This window comes from Mycobacterium marseillense, from assembly GCF_010731675.1.
GTDB lineage: Bacteria > Actinomycetota > Actinomycetes > Mycobacteriales > Mycobacteriaceae > Mycobacterium > Mycobacterium marseillense.
The window spans coordinates 4620462-4638783 of record NZ_AP022584.1 but is presented as its reverse complement, the minus strand read 5'-3'; the positions used below and the strand labels follow the sequence as shown (position 1 = coordinate 4638783).

The window sequence follows — 18322 nt, the reverse complement described above, 5'->3', positions numbered from 1 at the left end:
AATCGACAGTGCGGTGAATGTCGAGCAGTTCCGAGCGGACCTGCGCGCGTGGCTCGACGACAACGATCTGACACCCGGGCCCGACCACTCGCTGCAGGGACATATGCAGCAGTTCGCCCGGGTCAGTCGCGCGCTCTACGACGCCGATTGGATGCGGTACGGCTGGCCCGAAGAAGTCGGCGGGCTGGGCGGGCCGGCGGTGCTGCGGGCGGTTGTTGGCGAAGAAGTGGTGGGCCGTCGCCTGGCCGAGCCCGGGCCGTACTCAATGCTCGAAGTGCTCGCACCCACCATGATCGACTACGCGCCGCCTGAGCTCGCCGCGGAGATGGTGCCGCGGCTGTTGAGCGGCGAAGAGCAATGGTGCCAGGGCTTTTCCGAGCCGGGATCCGGCAGCGACCTCGCGTCGCTCACCACCCGCGCGACCCAGCAGGGCGACAACTGGGTCGTCAACGGGCAAAAGGTGTGGACCAGTTTCGCGCAGTTCTCGTCGCGGTGCGTCCTGCTCACCCGCACCGCGCCCGGCCACGACGGCATCACCGCCTTCTTCGTCGACCTCGACACCCCCGGCATCACCATCCGGCCACTGCGCACGATGCACGGCGTCGACGAATTCTGCGAGGTGTACTACGACGACGTGGTGATCCCGGCGAGCAGGATGCTCGGCAAGCCCGGCGACGGCTGGAAACTCGCCATGGACCTGCTGCCCTACGAGCGTTCCTCCTGCTTCTGGCAGCGAATCGCCTATCTCTACTCTCGATTCGACGCCCTGATCGCCGAAGCCTCCGACAGCGGTGCGGCCGACGAATCGGCCCTGGGCGGAGCCTATCTGGCGCTGCATACCTTGCGCTGCCGGTCGCGCGGCACCCAGCACCGGATGCGCGACGGAGCCCGCCTGGGCCCCGACACCTCCATCGACAAGGTGCTGCTGGCCGCCGCCGAGCAGCGGCTCTATGACACCGTCCACGACCTGTTGCCGGGGAAGCTCGAACTCGAAGACACACCGTGGCGTTCGGAGTACCTGTACTCACGCGCGGCGACGATCTATGGCGGCACCGCCGAGATCCAGCGCAATATCATCGCCCGCCGGCTGCTCGACCTCGGGAAGGAGTGAACCGTGACGCCTTCGCCGGACACCGAGTCGCTGCGCCTGCTGGCTGACTCGTTGCGGACGACGATGAGCGCCGCCTCGGGAGCCAAGCTCGATGCGGCGCTGACCGATCTGGGCTGGCGCGACATGCTCGACGAAATGCCCGACATCGCAATACCGTTGGTGTTCACACTGCTCGGCGAGACCGGTTCGCACGCGCCCGTGCTCAACGATGTGGTGCTGTGCGGGGCCGGAGATGCGCCCGGGGGCGCGCTGCCCTTGCCGTTTGCCGGCGGGTCCTGGGTGCTGTGGGAGCGACGCGACGAGTCCGAATCGGCAATCGATGAGCTGCTTCCCATCCATCCTGTGCCGCAGGGGGATCCATTACCGTCGGCCGCACTTCAGGCGGGATGGCGCGCCCTGGGCTGGTGGCTGGTCGGCACCAGCCGCGCCATGCTGTCGCTGGCCCGTCAGCATGCCCTGGACCGCGTTCAGTTCGGTCGGCACATCAGCTCGTTCCAGGCGATCCGACACCGTCTGGCCGAGACCCTGGTGGCCATCGAGGGCGCCGAGGCGACGCTGCAAGCCGCCACCGAATGCGACGACGAGGGGTTGGCCTCCCTGCTGGCCAAAGCCGCGGCCGGCCACGCCGCGCTGACCGCCGCACGTCACTGCCAGCAGGTGCTCGGCGGTATCGGATTCACCGCCGAACACCCGCTGCACCACCACATCAAGCGTTCGCTCATCCTCGACGGACTGTTGGGTAGCGCGCGGGAACTCACGCGCGACGCCGGAAGCGTGCTGGTGGCAACGGGATCCGCCCCACGGCTTGCTCAGCTGTAACGAGCTGTCGCGGCGCCGACCGTTCAATGCGGCCGGCCGACCCCTGAAGCCACATGCGGGCGCGCCACCGCGCTTGCCTTCAGATCCTTGCTCCTGGACCGAAGCACGGGTCACACTGGGCGCGGACAACAACCGGCGCCGACTGCGCACGCACGGCCCCGACGAATGGGACACAATGAGTCACCCTGACGCACCGCGCAACGAGGTCGGCGTCGCCTCGCTGCTCCTGGGCCTGGTCGGACTCATCACGTGCTGGATGATGCTGGGGGTCCCGTTTGGCATCGCGGCGGTGGTGACAGGCGACATCGCCCGGCGCAGAGTCGCCCGTGGGGAGGCGAACAATCGCCGAACCGCCTTGGCCGGCACGGTTTTAGGGGCGATCGCAATACTGCTGGGTCTCGTCGCTATCGGGTACTACGCCAGGCTGGATGTTCAGAAGCACTGATGCGCGGATCAATTCCGCGGCAGCCCGAGTACCCGTTCGGCGATGATGTTGCGCTGAATTTCCGACGTGCCGCCGGCGATGGTCGCGGCGAAGGTGCGCGTGTACCGGTCGAACCAGGCGCCATAGTGGCTGTCCAGGTTGAGCGGGGCGAACGGGGCGGTGACGCCGCGCAATACCAGTCCGTCGCCGTCCTTGGCGCCCAGGGCGTCCTCGCAGGCGCGTTGCATCGCCTCTGAGCCGAGCAGCTTGAGCACCGACTGGGCCGGCACATCCTCTTCGCCCCGCGCGGCTTTGGCCAGCGTCGCCGAACCGAGCAGCCGCATCGCGTAGAAATCCATCACCAGCGTTGCGTAGCGATCCCGTTGAACGGGCCCCGAGGGGCTGGACTCGACGGTCAGTGCGTGCAACATGTCGGCGTAGTCCAGCCACAGCATCGCGCGTTCGTGACCGAGCGAACCGGTCGCGACGCGCCACCCCGCGTTGAGCTCCCCCACCAGGTTCTCGGCCGGCACCCGCGCGTCGGTGAAGAAGACCTCGTTGAAGTCGACGTCTTCGATGTCGCCGACCGAGGCGAACGGGCGGCGTACCACGCCGGGGGTGTCGGTCGGAATCAGTAAAGCGCTGATGCCCTTGTGTTTTGGGGCGTCGGGATCGGTACGCACGAAGGTCAACAGCACGTCGGCGTGATGGGCGCCCGATGTCCACACCTTTTGTCCATTGACAACGAAGTGGTCACCGTCAAGCACCGCGCGGGTTTTCAGCGACGCGAGGTCGGATCCCGCGCCCGGTTCGCTCATGCCCAGTGACGCGGTGATCTCCGCCCGCAGGATCGGCACCGCCCACCGCTGCTTCTGTTCGGGAGTGCCGAACGTCAACAACGACGCCGCGATGATGCCCACACCCTGCGGGTTGAAGCTTTGATAGATCCGCCGTCGGGACAACTCTTCTTGGTAGACGTACTGCTGCAGCAGCGTGGCGTTGCGTCCGCCGAACTCCGGCGGGTTGCCGGGCAGGAGCCACCCGCTGTCGAACAGCAGGCGTTGCCACCGGCGGGCCCACGCCGGGATGTCCGAACTCGACTGCGGCCGGTCGAGTGCCTCGGCCTCGGCAGGCAGATGCTCATCGAGGAAAGCGACGAATTCGGCGCGGAACGCCTCCACGTCGGCGTCAAACGTCAGCTGCACGGCACTTCCCGAATGGTCCTGAGCGCAGTCGCGCCGTCGGTAGATCACGCTTTCCGCCAACGGCGCGGTTCACTCTTGCGATTACGCTTCCCTACACACGTCTAAGAGAATAGTATTCTCGTGGTAAGAAAGTTACAATCTCCGACACGTGATCCGTGAGGGGGTCGAGCGCAGCGATGTCACGGCGTTCTCCGGTAGAGTCCAACCATGTTCTCCCAGCGCGGCAATCACCTGAGTCGGCCGTGACCAATCCAAGCGAAGAGCCGGCCTGGAAGCAGCGCGCTGTCGAGCGGTCCATCAAAACGGCGAAATTGCGTGCGGCGCAACGTGTTCAGCGCTTCCTCGACGCCGCCCAGGCCATCATCATCGAAAAGGGCAGCACCGACTTTACCGTTCAGGAGGTCGTCGACCGCTCCCGCCAGTCGCTGCGCAGCTTCTACTTACAGTTCGACGGCAAGCACGAGCTGTTGCTGGCGCTGTTCGAGGATGCGCTGAGCCGCTCGGCGGACCAGATCCGCGCCGCCACGGAAAGCCACACCGATCCGCTGGAGCGGCTCCAGGTCGCCGTGCAGCTGTTGTACGAGGCCTCGCGGCCGGACCCGACCGCCAAGCGCCCGCTGTTTACCGACTTTGCTCCTCGACTGCTGGTGACGCATCCGGCCGAGGTCAAGGTGGCGCACGCGCCGTTGCTGGCGTTGCTGACGGAACTGATGGAGGCGGCCCACGAGGCCGACAAGTTGCGCAGCACGATCAACCCCAAGCGCGTGGCCGCCATGACCATGCAGACGGTGATGTTCATCGCGCAGTCCAGTGGGGGCCCCGACGATGCGACCATGCACCCCATCACCGCAGAAGAGGTGTGGGACTTCTGCTCACGCGGTTTCGTCGCGTAGCGCGCCGCCCCCAAGGGCGTAATCTTCCGCACTCCGGAGCTGAGCAAATAGCGCACGCCGTTTGCCGGTGAGAATGAGATTCTCTAATATCTAGAACCGCGAATAGCCGAAACGGATTCGCCATTGACACCCGTGATCGCCGAATGACAGAGTTCAACAGCGGCACGACCCGCGATCCGGGGACGCGATTGTTCTCCGCGGAGGCGTGCCGATCAGATCAAGTCAGGAGTTGAGGTAGCCATGACCGGACGTGTTGAGGGCAAAGTCGCCTTGGTGACGGGGGCGGCGCGCGGTCAGGGCCGCAGCCATGCGGTGCGGTTGGCGCAGGAGGGCGCCGACATCATCGCCGTCGACATCTGCAAACCGATCCGCGAGGGCGTGGTGGACACGGCGATCCCGGCGGCGACGCCCGAGGACCTGGCCGAGACTGCCGACCTGGTCAAGGGGCACAACCGCAGAATCTTCACGGCCGAAGTCGACGTGCGGGACTACGACGCGCTCAAGGCGGCGGTGGACAGTGGCGTCGAGCAACTGGGCCGGCTCGACATCATCGTGGCCAACGCCGGAATCGGCAACGGCGGCGAGACTTTGGACAAGACCAGCGAAGAAGACTGGACCGAGATGATCGACATCAACCTGGCCGGAGTGTGGAAAACCGTGAAAGCCGGTGTGCCCCATCTCGTGGCCGGCGGTCGCGGCGGATCCATCATCTTGACCAGCTCGGTCGGCGGCCTGAAGGCCTACCCGCACACGGGCCACTACGTCGCGGCCAAGCACGGTGTCGTCGGGCTGATGCGCGCCTTCGGAGTTGAATTGGGACAGCACATGATTCGCGTCAATTCTGTGCACCCCACCCACGTCAAGACTCCGATGCTGCACAACGAAGGCACCTTCAAGATGTTCCGGCCCGACCTGGAGAACCCGGGCCCCGACGACATGGCGCCGATCTGTCAGCTGTTCCACACGCTGCCGATCCCCTGGGTCGAGCCGATCGACATCAGCAACGCGGTGCTGTTCTTCGCCTCGGACGAGGCCCGCTACATCACCGGCGTGACGCTGCCGATCGATGCGGGTAGCTGCCTGAAGTAGCCGCTAGAAGGGGCTGCTGTTGGACTGCCATTCGGCCGATTCGGGCCGGGGCCCGTAGCGGCGGATGTAGTCCTCGTGCATCCGCGCCTGTTTCCGGCGCGCGATCACGTCGACGAGGTTCGGATCCAGTCCGTGAACCGCCAACCGGTGGCGGCGCCAGACCTTGTTCAGGGCAAGGGTTATCAGCAGCGCCCAGATGTACAGCGGCGCGGTCATCTCCGTGTGCACGTAAAGCGAGGCGGGCAGCAGCCAGAACGGTGCAAGAACAAGCAGAGGCGGTATTGCCCACCTGATCATGTGTCGGCGGACGGCTCCCTCCCCGGCCAGATCGTGCGCCACCCAGTCGCGCATCGTGTCGGGCAATCGCCGACCGTAGGAATAGCCGATCCGCTGCCAGAGACTGGGTTTCGCGTCGGTCATGGTGGCTCCTTTGGGTGATGTCAGTGTTGCAATGCGCTGGCCGCCACGGCGGCGGTATTGATCCGGGTGAGGGCTCGGTGCAGGTTCTCGAGTTCGGCCAGCTCGACCCCCAGACGCGCGACGACCGCGGACGGGACCTCGAGTGCTCGCTGTCGCAAGGCGATTCCGCGCTGCGTGAGCATCACATCGGTGGTGCGTTCGTCGGCCGCATTCTTGACGCGCCTGATCAGCCCCTGCGCCTCCAGGCGCTTGAGCATGGGAGACAGCGTGGCGGAATCCATCTGCAACGTGACGGCAATTCGCTTGACCGACAGCGGGAACTGGTCCGACCCCGGGGCCTTCTGGTGATCCCACAGTGCCAGCATCACCAGATACTGCGGATGGGTCAGGCCGAGCGGTTCCAAGAGGGGCCGGTACACCGCCAGGACCGCTCGGTTGGTCGTCGCCAGCGCGAAACACACCTGGCGTTCCAGGGCCAGCGGATCGACGTCGCGCGCAGTCGAAACGGTCATGCTTCCATGGTGCCCTAATAGTTAGGGGCCTATCTACATGATGTCCCTCACACCGGCCCGGGCACGGGTAATACGCTCGGCAGCTATGGACGATTTCGAGGGACGCGGGGCAGTCATCACCGGCGGTGCCAGCGGCATCGGTTTGGCCACGGCCACCGAATTCGGCCGCCGAGGGGCCCGCCTGGTGCTCTCCGACGTCGATCAGCCAGCGCTGGACCAGGCGGTAAATCGGCTGCGCGGCGAGGGCTTCGACGCCCACGGCGTGGTGTGCGACGTCCGGCATCTCGACGAGATGATTCACCTCGCCGACGAAGCCTTCCGGTTGCTCGGCGGCGTCGACGTCGTTTTCAGCAATGCCGGCATCGTCGTCGCGGGCCCGATCGGCCAGATGAACCACGACGACTGGCGCTGGGTGATCGACATCGACCTCTGGGGATCGATCCACGCGGTCGAGGCCTTCGTGCCGAAGTTGATCGAGCAGGGCAGCGGCGGGCACATCGCTTTCACCGCATCCTTCGCCGGCTTGGTGCCCAACGCGGGTCTCGGAACGTACGGCGTCGCCAAATACGGCGTCGTCGGGCTCGCGGAGACGCTGGCGCGTGAGGTCAAGCCCAATGGCATTGGCGTATCGGTGTTGTGCCCGATGGTCGTGGAAACCAAGTTGGTGTCCAATTCGGAACGGATTCGCGGTGCGGACTACGGACTGTCGGCCAGCCCCGAGGCGGCGTTCGGAACGCTGCCGACCCAGGACAAGAGCGTCACCGCCGACGATGTCGCGCGGCTGACCGCCGATGCGATTCTGGCCAACCGGCTTTACATCCTGCCGCACGGCGCCGCACGGGATTCCATCCGCCGCCGGTTCGAGCGCATTGACCGAACGTTCGACGAGCAGGCCGCCGAGGGCTGGACGCACTAGATCGAATGGCCCGACGGCCCCAGCCGGTACTCACCGGTCTGCGGATCGTGATACCACCCGCTGGAGGCCTGGGTGCCGCCGTCAATGTGCAGCGTCTGCCCGGTGAGGTAGGCCGCCATGTCCGAGGCCAGAAATACTGCGGCACTGGCGATTTCGTCGACATGACCGGGACGGCCCAGCGGCACCATGTCGCGCATTGCGCTCGTCGCGGCCTCGCCACCGAGCTGCGCGAGCCCCTCGGTGAGGGTGATGTCCGGGGCGATGGCGTTGACCCGGATCCCGTGAGGCGCCAATTCCAGCGCCGCGGTCTTCGTGTAGTTGATGACACCGGCCTTGGCGGCCGCGTAGGCGGCGTAGCCCGGCGCCGCACGTACGCCCTCGATCGAGGTCAGCGAGATGATGCTGCCAGGTAGGCCTTCTGCCACCAGCTTTCGGGCGATCCGCTGGCTGCACAGCAGCACATGGCGCAGGTTGGCGCGGTAGAGCGCATCCCAACCGTTTTCGCTGGTGTCCAGCAGCGGCGAGGAGAACACGCCGCCGGCGTTGTTCACCAGAATCGTCGGCGTGCCCAGGTCCGCGATGGTGCGCTCCAGCGCGGTATCCACCTGGCCGCTGTCTCGGACATCCGTGACGATTCCCAGGCCCCCGATGGATTCGGCTGCCTGCGCGCAGGTTTGGGGATCGCGCTCCCAGATCGCCACCCGGGCGCCGAACGCGGCCATCCCCGCCGCGATGCCGCGGCCGATGCCCGCTCCCCCGCCGGTCACCACCGCGACGCGGCCGGTCAGCAGGATGTTCGAGGGGTCGATCGCCATCGCGCGTCAGCCCGCCGTGCGCATCGCCGGCGCGGTGCCGATGACGCCGTCGAATTCCAGGGCCGCAATCTCGGCGTCGGACAAGCCGAGTCCGGTCAGCAGTTCGTGGTTGTGTTGTCCGAGCAGCGGGGCGTGCTCGGTGTGGAACTTGTCGGGCCCGGCTGAGCTTCTCATCGGCACGGTGCTGAGCCTAGCCGGGCCGTTAACGGGGTGGTCGACTTCTTCGAAGAAGCTGCGGAACGCCAACTGCTCCAATTCGGTTTGACGATGCGGTTGCATGACCTTGGCGACTGGCACCCCGGCGTCCCAGAGGGTTGCGACGATCTCGTCGCGGGTGCGCCGCTCGCACCACGCTGCGAGGTGTTCGTCGATCAGGTCGTGGCGCTCGCTCCGCCCGGTATGCGTCGACAACTCGGGATCGATTGCCCAGGAAGGCGATCCGATGGCTCCGCACAGCTTCACCCATTGATCGTCGGTGGCCACGGCGATGGCGACCCAGCTGTCGAGGCGGCCGAATTCGTCGATATCCGCGGTGAGGTAGAGGTTCTGCGGTGCGGCCGTCGGTCCGCGGTTACCGGCGCGCTCCAGCAGTGCCCCATACGCCGAGTACTCGATGACCTGCTCGGCGGAGATACTCAGGGCCGCATCGACCATTGCCGCTTCGACGAACACGCCCTCACCGGTGCGGCGGCGATGCTCCAGCGCCAGCAGCACGGCGTTGGCCGCATGCACACCGGCGTTGGGGTCACCGATCGAATAGGGGTCATACGGTGTGCGGTCCGGGTAGCCGGTGAGCCAACTGACTCCGGACGCGGCTTCGATGACGTAGGCGAAGGCCGGGTTGTCGCGCCATGGGCCTTCGAGACCGAAACCGGGCATGCGCACCATCACCACGTCCGGCCGAATCGATTGAACGGTCGCGAAATCCAGCCCCAGTTGGTCCAGCACACGTGGGGTGAAGTTCTCGACGACCACGTCGCAGGTGCCGATGAGCTCGCGCAGTAATTCCTTGCCGCGCGGGCTCTGCAGGTCCAGCGTCAGGCCCTTCTTGTTGGTGTTGAGGGCTTCGAAGATGGGCGACTTCTCCCACCACTGGTCCTCGGTGACCGGCACGCCGGCGATCAGCCGCGTGCCGTCCGGGCGCCGGGTGGATTCGACATGGATGACCTCGGCGCCGAGCATCGCCAGAAAGTGTGTGGCACACGGTCCCGCCCAAAACGTCGTCATGTCCAGCACGCGAAGGCCGGTGAGCGGCAGCGATTTCGCCGCCGCATTCGGCGCCGGCCGGGCTGCGAGGTCCGCGGATCGGTAGTGCTCGGTGTGCTCCCCCGGGCGCGGCGCCGGGTGCGGGGGGCGCAGTTGCGCGGGCCGCATCCGGTAGGGGTGGCTCGGCTGGTGGAAGCCGTCGCGCGGATTGCGGACGAATGAACCGCGTTCCACGAACTGGTCGAAGGACGTGACGTTGGCGCCGTTGCCGACCGGCGCGTTGGGAATACGGAACGCCGATGCCAGTTCCCGGATTTCGTCGACCGTGGTGTCGGCCAGCCAGCCGAATAGCTCGTCGGCGTGGATGTTGGCCTGCTCCGTGATCGACAGCGGTGAATCCTCGTCGATCCACTCGGGGTGGCCCACCATCGCGCACAAGTCGAACCACTGTTGCGCGGTCCCGCAGCCGAGGTCCACCAGGCCGTCCTTGGCTTGGGCCACCCCCGGAATGGTCGGGCGTCGCATGTCTCGCCACGGCCGCCCGAGCACCTCGAAGTAGGACACCGGGTAATAGGTGAGACACAGGATCTGGGTCTCGAGCATCGACAGGTCCAGCAGTTCGCCTGCGCCGCCGTCGAGACGGCGCCATCGCGACGCCAGGGTGGCCGCGCTTGCATAGGCTCCGGCCAAGTACTCGCCGACCTGACCGCCGACGAAGACGGGCGGGCGCTCCTGCTCGCCGCGGCCGAGCCCGACGATTCCTCCCGACCACGCCTGCAGCGTGAATTCCGTTGCGGCGCGGTCGTGCCAGGGGCCTGCCAGTCCGAACGGCGTGATCGCGGTGACGGTCAGGTGCGGGTGCCGCCCCTGGATGGCGCTCGGCGCAAACGCCGGATTCTCGGCCACTGCCGAACCGGCGGACCAGACCACCGCGTCCGCGGACGCCAGCAGCCGGTCCACCAGTCCGGTGTCATCGTCGTCGGCGGGATCGGCGATGACGCTGTGCTTTGCGCCGGCCAGGAAGCTGAATAACGCACCGTCGCGGCCGACGGGGATGGGCGCGCCGGAGGCAGACCACGCACGTAGCGGATCGCCTTCTGGCGGTTCGACTTTCACGACGTCGGCACCGCCGTCGGAGAGGAGCTTGGTGCAGTAGGCGCCCGCTATGCCGGTGGACAGATCGATCACCGTATAACCGGTCAGTGGCGGTTCGACCCGGTGTTGCGTCACGAGCTCTTTTTCTTCGCTTTGGCTTTTTTGCGCGCTTTCTTGCTCAGGCGCCAGTCGGCGGGGAATTTGCCGTCGTTGTCTTTGACCGCATCACCCAGACCCTGTTCCATGGCGTCAGCGAGCGTCAGTTCGTCACCGCCATCGGGGCGAACCATGCCGCCCATCGACTCGAAGACGCCGCTGAGCATGCTGCCCAGATACTCGCCCTGGAACTGCTTCATGATCTCGAAGAAGACTTTCTGCATGAAGACGGTGTCGGTGGGGCGGTTGCGGGCGCAGGCCAAGGCGTACTTCTCGACCTCCGGCTCGAGTTGGTCCCTGGGCACCACGCTGTTGAGGAAGTTGCAGTCATACATCTCGGCGGCGGTGAAAGCCCGTCCGGTGAACACCATTTCCTGGAATTTTCGAATGCCCATCGTTTGCGCCCACCACCACATGCGGGGACCCCAGCCGTAATACCGGAACGACGGATGCCCGAACAGGGCGTCGTCGCTGGCGATCACCAGGTCCGCATCGGCGGCCTGGTAAAAATGCCAGCCGTAGCAGTAGCCCTTGGCCTCCAGGATGCTGATCTTCTTGAAGTCCTGCAGGCCGCGGATGCCGGAATTCGGATTGGCATACCACTGACCGAGCGTGGCGCCGTTGCGAAACGACCCCTGCGGCGGGTGCCTGACTTCCCCCGCGCCGATGCGGTATTCGGCGAGCCGTGGTTCTTGGTCGGCCGCATCGCGGAGCCGCATGACCTCGGCCAGGTCCGCACCCGAGCCGAGGTCGTCGCCGGCGCCCCGGACCACTAGCACCTTGACGTCGTCGTCAACGTTGGCGCGATGCAACAGATCCGCGTAGCGCAGGCGCGCGGCGATGGTCGGCGCGTTGAGATAATCCGGCCGGTCGAACGTGATCGTGGCGATCCGCGTCCGGGCGTCTTTGTCGTACCGGATGATCTTTTCGGCCGGTGGCTCTGCGGGAGCGGGCATGGCTAGGGCTGCCAGAACGGGCTCGCGGTAAGCACTTCCGGACCGTCGGCGGTGATCAGGACCGCTTCTCGCCCGAACACCGCGCCGACTCCTTCTTCCCATACATAACCCGTCACGGCGAGCACCATCCCGGGTTCCAAACGTTCGTCGGCCGCGGTGGCGGGCAGATGCTTGGAGACGACGGGCGGGTCGAACCCCATGCCCAGTCCGCGGGCGACCGGCATCGGTGGTTCCGGCTCCCCCGCGGCTTGGTAGGCGGCCATCAGTTCGGACGCCCCAGCGCCGGGCCGGCAGGCGTCGATCAGCCTGTCCCACAGGCTGTCCCAGCGCCGGTACAGCGCCGACGCGCCGCCGGGCACCTGTTTCTTGGACGCCGGCCAGGTGCGTCCCACCTCGCCGACGTAGCCCCCGGCCAGGACTCCGGCGGCGAACGCCACCAGATCGCCGTCCTGGACGCGGCCGTCACCGTCGGCGCGCCGCCACGGGTGCGTGCGCGAGGTCGCCCATGCGACGTCTTGATTCGACGGCGTGCTCACGCCGCCGGCCGCCGAGGCCTCCAGCACGACACCGGTCAGGGCTTGTTCGCTCACCCCGGGCCGCAACTCCGCGACCGCGGCCGCCAGGGCCGATTCGGCCACCGCGACGGACTCCCGCACCGCGGCGATCTCCTCTGCCGTCTTGACGCGGCGCGCCGCCCGCATCGCGAGCTCCCCGTCGACCAGCTGTGCGTTGGGGAACGCGGTCGGCAGCAGCTGGGCGAAAACCGGTGAGAGCGCATCGGTTCCGACGCGCCGGGCGCCGGCTGCGCCGTCGATGCGCTGCAGCGCCGACATGGTGTTCATCGGGTTCCACGAGATGCCGTAGAGGTTCTCGTGGGGGATATCGTCGGGCACGCCTTCGTCCCACGTGCTGAGGAGGTGCACGGCGCCGGTCTCACGCACCACCACACAGGTCGGACCGAACGGCCGGGTGCCGGCGACCCACAACTGCGGCGCACCGGTGACGTAACGGACATTGGCTTGCCGGCCGAGGACCAGAACATCGAGATCGTGCGCCGCCATCTGGTCGAGCGCCCGCTGGCGACGCCCCGAGCGCAGGGTGCGCTCGTCAGGGCAAACTTCAACTGACATGGGAGCCATAGGGGTCATAGGGATAGTCGGTCAAGCGGATCCAGCCTTCCTCGGTAATCACCAGGACCTCTTCGCTGCGGTAGCCGCCGGTGCCGTCCTCCCACACCACGGGCTCCAAAACCAGCACCATCCCGGATTGAAGGACGAAATTCTCGTCGAACTCCTGGCCGAGATCCGTTCCGATCATCGGCATTTCGGCGGCGTTGACGCCGATGCCGTGGCCCAGGTAGAAGTGCGGCAGCCAGGGCTTGGCGCCGCCGTTGGCCTTGATTGCGGCCCGGCCCAGGTCCGCCGCGGTGGCGCCGGCCTTGGCGACGCCCAGGACGGCGGTCATGATTTCGAACCAGGCGTCGAACTGCGCCTGTTGGCGCGGGGAGGGATCGCGCCCGACGATCCAGGTACGCCCGAAATCGGAACAGTAGCCCTGGTAGGTGATGCTGGCGTCGGTCCACAGCACGTCGCCCTCGGCCAGCTCCCGCTCGGTGCTCAGCAGCGGCAGCGCCAGGTCGCCGTGCGTGGTCCACACGCCCTCGGCCTTGCTCGGCGGCATCACCTGCCAGATCGGTTCGAGCATGCTGGCCGTGGCGCCCAACTCGAAGGCACGGCGCAAAAAGCTTGCCGACAAATCGATCTGACGTATCCCGGGCGCCAGCCGCTTTTGCACCTCGACCATGGCCTCGTCGGTGATCCGGATCGCGGTGCGCATGCACGACAATTCATCCGGGGTTTTGACCGACTTGGCCGCGCTGACGATGGCCGCGGCATCGACGGGGGCCCCGTTCGGGAACAAGGCGCTTCCGGCCCGTGACATCGCCCCCGTGCATTCGTCGACCGCGACCACCGCTTTGGCAGGAATCAGCTCGGCGATCGCCCGGGCGAAATGGACTACGCCCTCGTCGAATTCGAGATAGACCGGCCCGTGCAGGTGGTCGTCGGGCAGATCCGCCTCGTGCGAGGCCCCCTCCCGGAACGGGAGGAACAGGTGCGGCCACTCGTCGTCGGCGAGCACCACGGCCACCGGACGCTCGACATAAGACAGTCCGGCGTCGCCCAGCGGCCAGCTGGCACCCGTGGCGTAGACGACGGCGTTGTTCCCGAGCAGGATCATCGCGTCGACGCCGCGTTCGGTCATCGCCGACCGCAGCCGGGCTCCCGTCTCGCGACGCAGGCGCGCTAGGTCGGGTGTTTCGGGAATCACCAGTCCGTTAGCGGTATTGGTGTCCATTTGCGCGAGCGTCATCCCTACAGACCCAGGAACTTCGTCACGTTGTCGCTGACGATCTTCACCGCGTTCTCCGGACCAACCGCGTCGACAACGGCTTTCAGCGATTTCTCGGAGTAGCCGTAGGTGCTCTCGTTGTGCGGGTAATCGCTGGACCACATCACCTTGTCCACCCCGATCTGGTCGATCAGCTGCAAGCCCAGGGGGTCGACCATGAACGACGCGCTCATGTGGGTGTCCCAGTAGTAGCGCGGTTCGTGCTCGAGCTTCCGGTTGAACATGTGTTGGTACGACCCCATCAGGTGATCGGCGTCCTGCAAAGCCCAAGGAACCCAAGAAATTCCGCCCTCGAACCAACCGATTCGCAGGCCCGGGTGATCATCGAGAATTCCGGTGAACAGGTACTTGGCGAACTGCTCGCGGAAGCCATCGATGTTGATCATCATGCCGACCACCACGCTGTTGAACTGGCACGGAGTTTTCGGTGGGGTCTCCCCGATGTGGTGGGTCACCGGAAGTCCGGCGGCCTCGATCTCGTCCCACACCGGCCTCATCGCGGTGCTGCCGTAGTCGATGATGTTGCCGTCGTCGTCCTTGCCCGGGTTGAGCGGCAACAGGAACGTCTTGAGCCCCAGAGACTTCAGCTCTTCCAGGGTCTTGCGGGTACCCTGCGGATCCCACCAGTTGATCAGGCCGGCGCCGTAGAAGCGGCCGCCCGAGGCCTCCTGCAGTTCGGCGATGTATTCGTTGTAGATGCGGAAGGCGAGCTCGCGAAGTTGCTTGTCCGGGTAGTGGAACAGCGCCAGCACCGCGTTGGGGAAAGCCAGTTCCTTCTCGACCCCGTCGTCGTGCAATTCCTGAATCCGGGCCTCGATATTGGTGCTCGCGGCCCCGGGCAGGTCGTCGTACTGCATCAGGACCGCGCTGAAGTCGCCGGGTAGGAACGATTGCCCCTTGCGCCCGACTTGGTAGGCGCCGTCCTCGTACCAGATCCGCGGCGCCTTGTCCTTCAGGTCGTCCGGGAAGCGTTGGTAGAAGATGTCATCGGCGAGCGAGATGTGGTTGTCGGCCGAGAAGACCACGGTCCCCGGGGGCAGGCCCACATCGCTGCCGGCGGCGTGGCCACGCCGATCTTTCGGAGCGCCATAGCCACCGGGCGGGTAGAGCGTGCTTGCTTGAGTCGTCATCGTTGACCCTCCATTTTCGATCCGCAGTTGTTCAGAGGCAGCGAGCTGGGCTACCAGGTCACCGGCAGTTCGTAGACGCCGTAGGCGAGACGGTCGTGTTTGAACGGGACTTCTTCGATCGGCACGGCCAGTGCCATGGTCGGGATGCGGCGCATTAGCGTCTGGAACACGATCTGCAGTTCCGCCCGCGCCAGTTGCTGGCCCACGCACTGGTGGCGGCCATAGCCGAAGGCGACGTTGCGATCGGCTCCAGAGCGATGCAGGTACAGGCGATCGGGTTCGGCGAAGGCCTGCGCGTCCCAGTTGGCCGGCGCCAGGTCGATAATGATGCCTTCGTTCGCACGAATGGTCTCGCCACCGATATGAATGTCTTCCAGGGCGACGCGGCGCTGCCCGTTTTGGATGATGCTGAGGTAGCGCAGCAATTCCTCCACCGCGTTGGCGAGGATCTTCGGGTCCTCGGCGTCGCGGATGACGGCGGCCTGGTCCGGATTCTCCAGCAGCGCAAGCACTCCGAGCCCGATCATGTTCGCGGTCGTCTCGTGCCCGGCGATCAGCAATCCGGTGCCCAGCTGGGCGGCTTCCTTGACGCTGAGTTCGCCGGCGTTGACTCGCTCGGCGAGATCGGAAACCGCGTCCTCCGCGGGGTTTTCTATTTTGGCTTCGACGAGCTGGGCCAGGTACTTGTGCAGGCTCATCGCACCCTTCATGGTGTCCTCGGCGGCGGCGAAGCGCGCGAGGCCAACATTGGCGTGGTGCTGGAACATCTCGGCGTCCTCGTAAGGCACCCCGAGCATTTGGCTGATCACCAGCGACGGAACCGGAAGCGCAATGGCGGCAACGACATCCGCGGGCTGCGGGCCAGCCAGCATCGTGTCGATGTGGTCGTCGGTGATCTGCTGGATGGTCGGCCGCAGACCTTCCACACGCCGGAAGGTGAAGGGCTTGGACAGCATCCGCCGGAACCGGGTGTGCTCCTCGCCGTCGGAGGTGAACACCGACCGCGGCCGCTTGTGCACGGTCGACAACATGCCTTCGTTCCAGTGCGGGAAGCCGGCGACCCGGTCGTCGACGCTGACCCGCGAATCCGAAAACAGCTCGCGCACTTGCTCGTAGCCGGTGATCAGCCACGGCGTGCTGCCGTCCCAGATCCGCACCCGGGACAGCGGCCGCGCCTCGGCCAGCGCCATGACATCCGGTGGGGGGGCGAAGGGGCAACGCGGCTGCCTGGCCATCGGATAGTCGGGAATGTCGGAGGTCTGCTCCGTGGTGGCGCTGGTCAGAATGTCGGACATCTTTATTCCTCAACGTGGATGGCCAGTGCGGGACAGGCCGCGGCCGCCCGCCGCGCGCCTTCGGCCTGGTCGGCCGTGGGATTGGGATTGAGCAGGACGACCACGCCGTCGTCGTCGCGCTGGTCGAACACTTCGGGCGCATTCATGACACAGTTTCCCGAAGAGGCGCAAACATCTTGGTCAACAGTCACTTTCATCTTCAACCCCCTCACTCGTACGCCGTCACGGGCGCCAGCCACAGGCCCACGATCGCGTCGATGAGGCCAGACGCCGCGGCGCGCCATGAACGATGGGACGTCAACGCACCCGCGACCAGCGCGCGCTCACGGTCGGCGCAGGTGTGCATCAACAGGTTTCGCGCCATGATGTTGCGTTCGAAGTGCACCTCGGCCGGCAACTCGGGCAGACAGCGGTTGATGCCCTCCACGACCTGGACCAGCGACGGGGAGCTGAGCGCGCCCTTGACGATGATGTTGTAGTAGGCGGGGTCGGTCATCGCCTGCGCCGCGAACCGCGCGTACCACGTGGGATTTCCAAGCTCCTCGAGGTGATCGGTGAGCGGCCGGACCAAACAGGCGACCCAGTTGCGCAGTTCCGCGTCGCGGCCATCGGCGGTGCGCGAAGCCGACAACTCGTCGACCATCTGCTCGCGGAGCTGCTCGACGGGCCCGCGGTGCTTGTGCTCAATCGCGCGCACCAGGTCGGCCTTCGTCCCGAAGTGGTACCCGACCGCGGCGTTGTTTCCCTGGCCCGCGGCCTCGCTGACCTGCCGGTTGGACACCGCGAACATGCCGTGCTCGGCGTAGAGCCGCTCGGCGGCCACCAAGATCGCCTCTTGGGTGGAGCTGGCCCGCTCGGTGCGCACGGTCCGGCCGACAGTGGTCATTGGCCTAGTCAACCCCGTCGGATGCCGTTAAGTCAAGCGCTTGATTTAATCCGTCGGCGGTCTCGTGCCGCGCCTCCGGGAGCGACGAACGTGGACGCACCGTCACGCTGGCGCCGAACGTGGACGCACCGTCACGCTCGGGTCCCGGTCCTCGCGCTACCCACTCGAAACACCGCTTCTCTTGGGTCGAACGACCTTGCCCGCCACCGTCCCGCCGTCCACCGGCAGCACGGTCCCGGTGACGTAGCGCGACCGGTCGGTGGCGAAATACAGCGCGGCCTCGGCGACGTCATCGGGCGTGCCGTCGCGCTTGAGTGGGCGGTCATCGCGCATCCCCTGGCGAATCCGCGCCTCGAACTGCTGGAGCTGTTCGGGGTCCATGCCCGCCGCCGACTTCCCCAGAATCGGCGTGGGGATGCTGCCCGGCGCGATCGCGTTGACCCGAATCTCGTGGTACGCCAACTCAATTGCCGCAGACTTGGTGAACTGAATGACGGCCGCCTTGGACGCGCGATAGATCATCACGCCGCCGCCGGCCTGGATCCCGCCGATCGACGTGATGTTGATGATGGAGCCGCCGCCGTGTTCGGCCATGTGCCGCGCGGCATCGCGGGTGCCCGCCATCACGCCCAGCACGTTGACCCCCATCACCCGGTGGAAGTCGGTCAGGTCGTCATCGAGCAACTTCCGCAGGGGGCTCGAGATCCCGGCGTTGTTCACCATGACGTGCAGTCCGCCGAACTTTGCGACGGCATCGGATACCAGCGCCCCGACCTGTTCGGGATCGGAGACATCGGTTTGCCGGAAGACGGCCTGGGCACCTAGCGACGTCGCCAGTGCCTCGCCGCGGTCGGTCTCGACGTCGGCGATGACGACCCGCGCGCCCTCGGCCACAAACCGCTCCACGAGGCCCCGACCAATGCCGGAAGCGCCGCCGGTGACGATGGCGACCTTGCCCTCAAGTTCGTTAACCACCTGACGAGTT

At 66.4% G+C, this 18322-nt stretch carries 18 protein-coding genes and 2 pseudogenes; 6 read left to right on the top strand and 14 right to left on the bottom strand.

Going from position 1 to position 18322, the window contains the following annotated elements; genetic code table 11:
- Nucleotides 1-13: 13 nt before the first annotated feature.
- The 3 genes from G6N26_RS21680 to G6N26_RS21670 all read left to right on the top strand — a co-directional run bounded on the left by G6N26_RS21680 (nt 14) and on the right by G6N26_RS21670 (nt 2375).
- Complete coding sequence (locus G6N26_RS21680; protein ID WP_067165442.1) at nt 14-1111, top strand: acyl-CoA dehydrogenase family protein; 1098 nt, start codon at nt 14-16, stop codon at nt 1109-1111.
- A 3-nt stretch (nt 1112-1114) separates the two neighbouring features.
- The gene (locus tag G6N26_RS21675) at nt 1115-1930 is read left to right on the top strand and encodes an acyl-CoA dehydrogenase family protein (protein ID WP_083014978.1); all 816 of its coding nucleotides are present in this window, start codon (nt 1115-1117) and stop codon (nt 1928-1930) included.
- Between the two features lie 175 nt (nt 1931-2105).
- The gene (locus G6N26_RS21670; protein ID WP_067165446.1) at nt 2106-2375 is read left to right on the top strand and encodes a DUF4190 domain-containing protein; all 270 of its coding nucleotides are present in this window, start codon (nt 2106-2108) and stop codon (nt 2373-2375) included.
- Nucleotides 2376-2383: 8 nt separating this feature from the next.
- Here G6N26_RS21670 and G6N26_RS26615 read toward each other — a convergent pair.
- Nucleotides 2384-2797, bottom strand: a pseudogene (locus G6N26_RS26615) (acyl-CoA dehydrogenase family protein); the annotation flags it as partial.
- A 156-nt stretch (nt 2798-2953) separates the two neighbouring features.
- Nucleotides 2954-3535, bottom strand: a pseudogene (locus G6N26_RS26610) (acyl-CoA dehydrogenase family protein); the annotation flags it as partial.
- Between the two features lie 266 nt (nt 3536-3801).
- Between G6N26_RS26610 and G6N26_RS21660 the strand changes: the two are divergent.
- Together G6N26_RS21660 and G6N26_RS21655 are read left to right on the top strand one after the other, a co-directional pair.
- Entirely contained in the window at nt 3802-4452 is a 651-nt protein-coding gene (locus tag G6N26_RS21660; protein ID WP_067165449.1) for a TetR/AcrR family transcriptional regulator, read from the top strand.
- Nucleotides 4453-4692: 240 nt separating this feature from the next.
- A complete protein-coding gene (locus tag G6N26_RS21655; protein WP_083014975.1) occupies nt 4693-5541 on the top strand; it encodes a mycofactocin-coupled SDR family oxidoreductase in 849 nt (282 codons plus the stop codon).
- Between the two features lie 3 nt (nt 5542-5544).
- Here the strand turns inward: G6N26_RS21655 and G6N26_RS21650 are convergent, their stop codons facing one another.
- Together G6N26_RS21650 and G6N26_RS21645 are read right to left on the bottom strand one after the other, a co-directional pair.
- A complete protein-coding gene (locus G6N26_RS21650; RefSeq protein ID WP_083014971.1) occupies nt 5545-5961 on the bottom strand; it encodes a DUF5313 domain-containing protein in 417 nt (138 codons plus the stop codon).
- Nucleotides 5962-5981: 20 nt separating this feature from the next.
- The gene (locus G6N26_RS21645) at nt 5982-6473 is read right to left on the bottom strand and encodes a MarR family winged helix-turn-helix transcriptional regulator (RefSeq protein WP_083014968.1); all 492 of its coding nucleotides are present in this window, start codon (nt 6471-6473) and stop codon (nt 5982-5984) included.
- An 85-nt stretch (nt 6474-6558) separates the two neighbouring features.
- On the opposite strand from G6N26_RS21645, the gene G6N26_RS21640 reads away from it, so the two are divergent.
- Nucleotides 6559-7389: an SDR family NAD(P)-dependent oxidoreductase gene (locus tag G6N26_RS21640; protein ID WP_083014964.1), complete on the top strand. Its 831-nt coding sequence runs from the start codon at nt 6559-6561 to the stop codon at nt 7387-7389.
- On the opposite strand, the gene G6N26_RS21635 is transcribed toward G6N26_RS21640, so the two are convergent.
- The 10 genes from G6N26_RS21635 to G6N26_RS21590 all read right to left on the bottom strand — a co-directional run bounded on the left by G6N26_RS21635 (nt 7386) and on the right by G6N26_RS21590 (nt 18312).
- Entirely contained in the window at nt 7386-8204 is an 819-nt protein-coding gene (locus G6N26_RS21635; RefSeq protein WP_083014959.1) for an SDR family NAD(P)-dependent oxidoreductase, read from the bottom strand. The two genes, G6N26_RS21640 and G6N26_RS21635, sit on opposite strands and share 4 nt — an antisense overlap.
- Before the next feature lie 6 nt (nt 8205-8210).
- Nucleotides 8211-10640: a CaiB/BaiF CoA-transferase family protein gene (locus G6N26_RS21630; RefSeq protein WP_083014955.1), complete on the bottom strand. Its 2430-nt coding sequence runs from the start codon at nt 10638-10640 to the stop codon at nt 8211-8213.
- The gene (locus G6N26_RS21625; RefSeq protein ID WP_083014952.1) at nt 10637-11617 is read right to left on the bottom strand and encodes an enoyl-CoA hydratase/isomerase family protein; all 981 of its coding nucleotides are present in this window, start codon (nt 11615-11617) and stop codon (nt 10637-10639) included. The genes G6N26_RS21630 and G6N26_RS21625 overlap by 4 nt, the downstream gene beginning before the upstream one ends.
- 2 nt (nt 11618-11619) lie before the next feature.
- Complete coding sequence (locus G6N26_RS21620) at nt 11620-12747, bottom strand: M24 family metallopeptidase (protein WP_067165475.1); 1128 nt, start codon at nt 12745-12747, stop codon at nt 11620-11622.
- Nucleotides 12737-13972, bottom strand: a complete 1236-nt coding sequence (locus G6N26_RS21615; protein WP_139799079.1) for a M24 family metallopeptidase — start codon at nt 13970-13972, stop codon at nt 12737-12739. The genes G6N26_RS21620 and G6N26_RS21615 overlap by 11 nt, the downstream gene beginning before the upstream one ends.
- A 17-nt stretch (nt 13973-13989) precedes the next feature.
- A complete protein-coding gene (locus tag G6N26_RS21610; protein ID WP_179960392.1) occupies nt 13990-15051 on the bottom strand; it encodes an amidohydrolase family protein in 1062 nt (353 codons plus the stop codon).
- A 155-nt stretch (nt 15052-15206) separates the two neighbouring features.
- Entirely contained in the window at nt 15207-16451 is a 1245-nt protein-coding gene (locus tag G6N26_RS21605) for a cytochrome P450 (RefSeq protein ID WP_083014941.1), read from the bottom strand.
- A gap of 2 nt (nt 16452-16453) precedes the next feature.
- On the bottom strand, nt 16454-16648 hold the full coding sequence (locus G6N26_RS21600; RefSeq protein WP_067165486.1) for a ferredoxin: 195 nt from the start codon (nt 16646-16648) through the stop codon (nt 16454-16456).
- 11 nt (nt 16649-16659) lie between these two features.
- Entirely contained in the window at nt 16660-17337 is a 678-nt protein-coding gene (locus G6N26_RS21595) for a TetR family transcriptional regulator (protein WP_083014937.1), read from the bottom strand.
- 156 nt (nt 17338-17493) lie between these two features.
- On the bottom strand, nt 17494-18312 hold the full coding sequence (locus G6N26_RS21590) for an SDR family NAD(P)-dependent oxidoreductase (RefSeq protein ID WP_083014934.1): 819 nt from the start codon (nt 18310-18312) through the stop codon (nt 17494-17496).
- Nucleotides 18313-18322 lie beyond the last annotated feature (10 nt).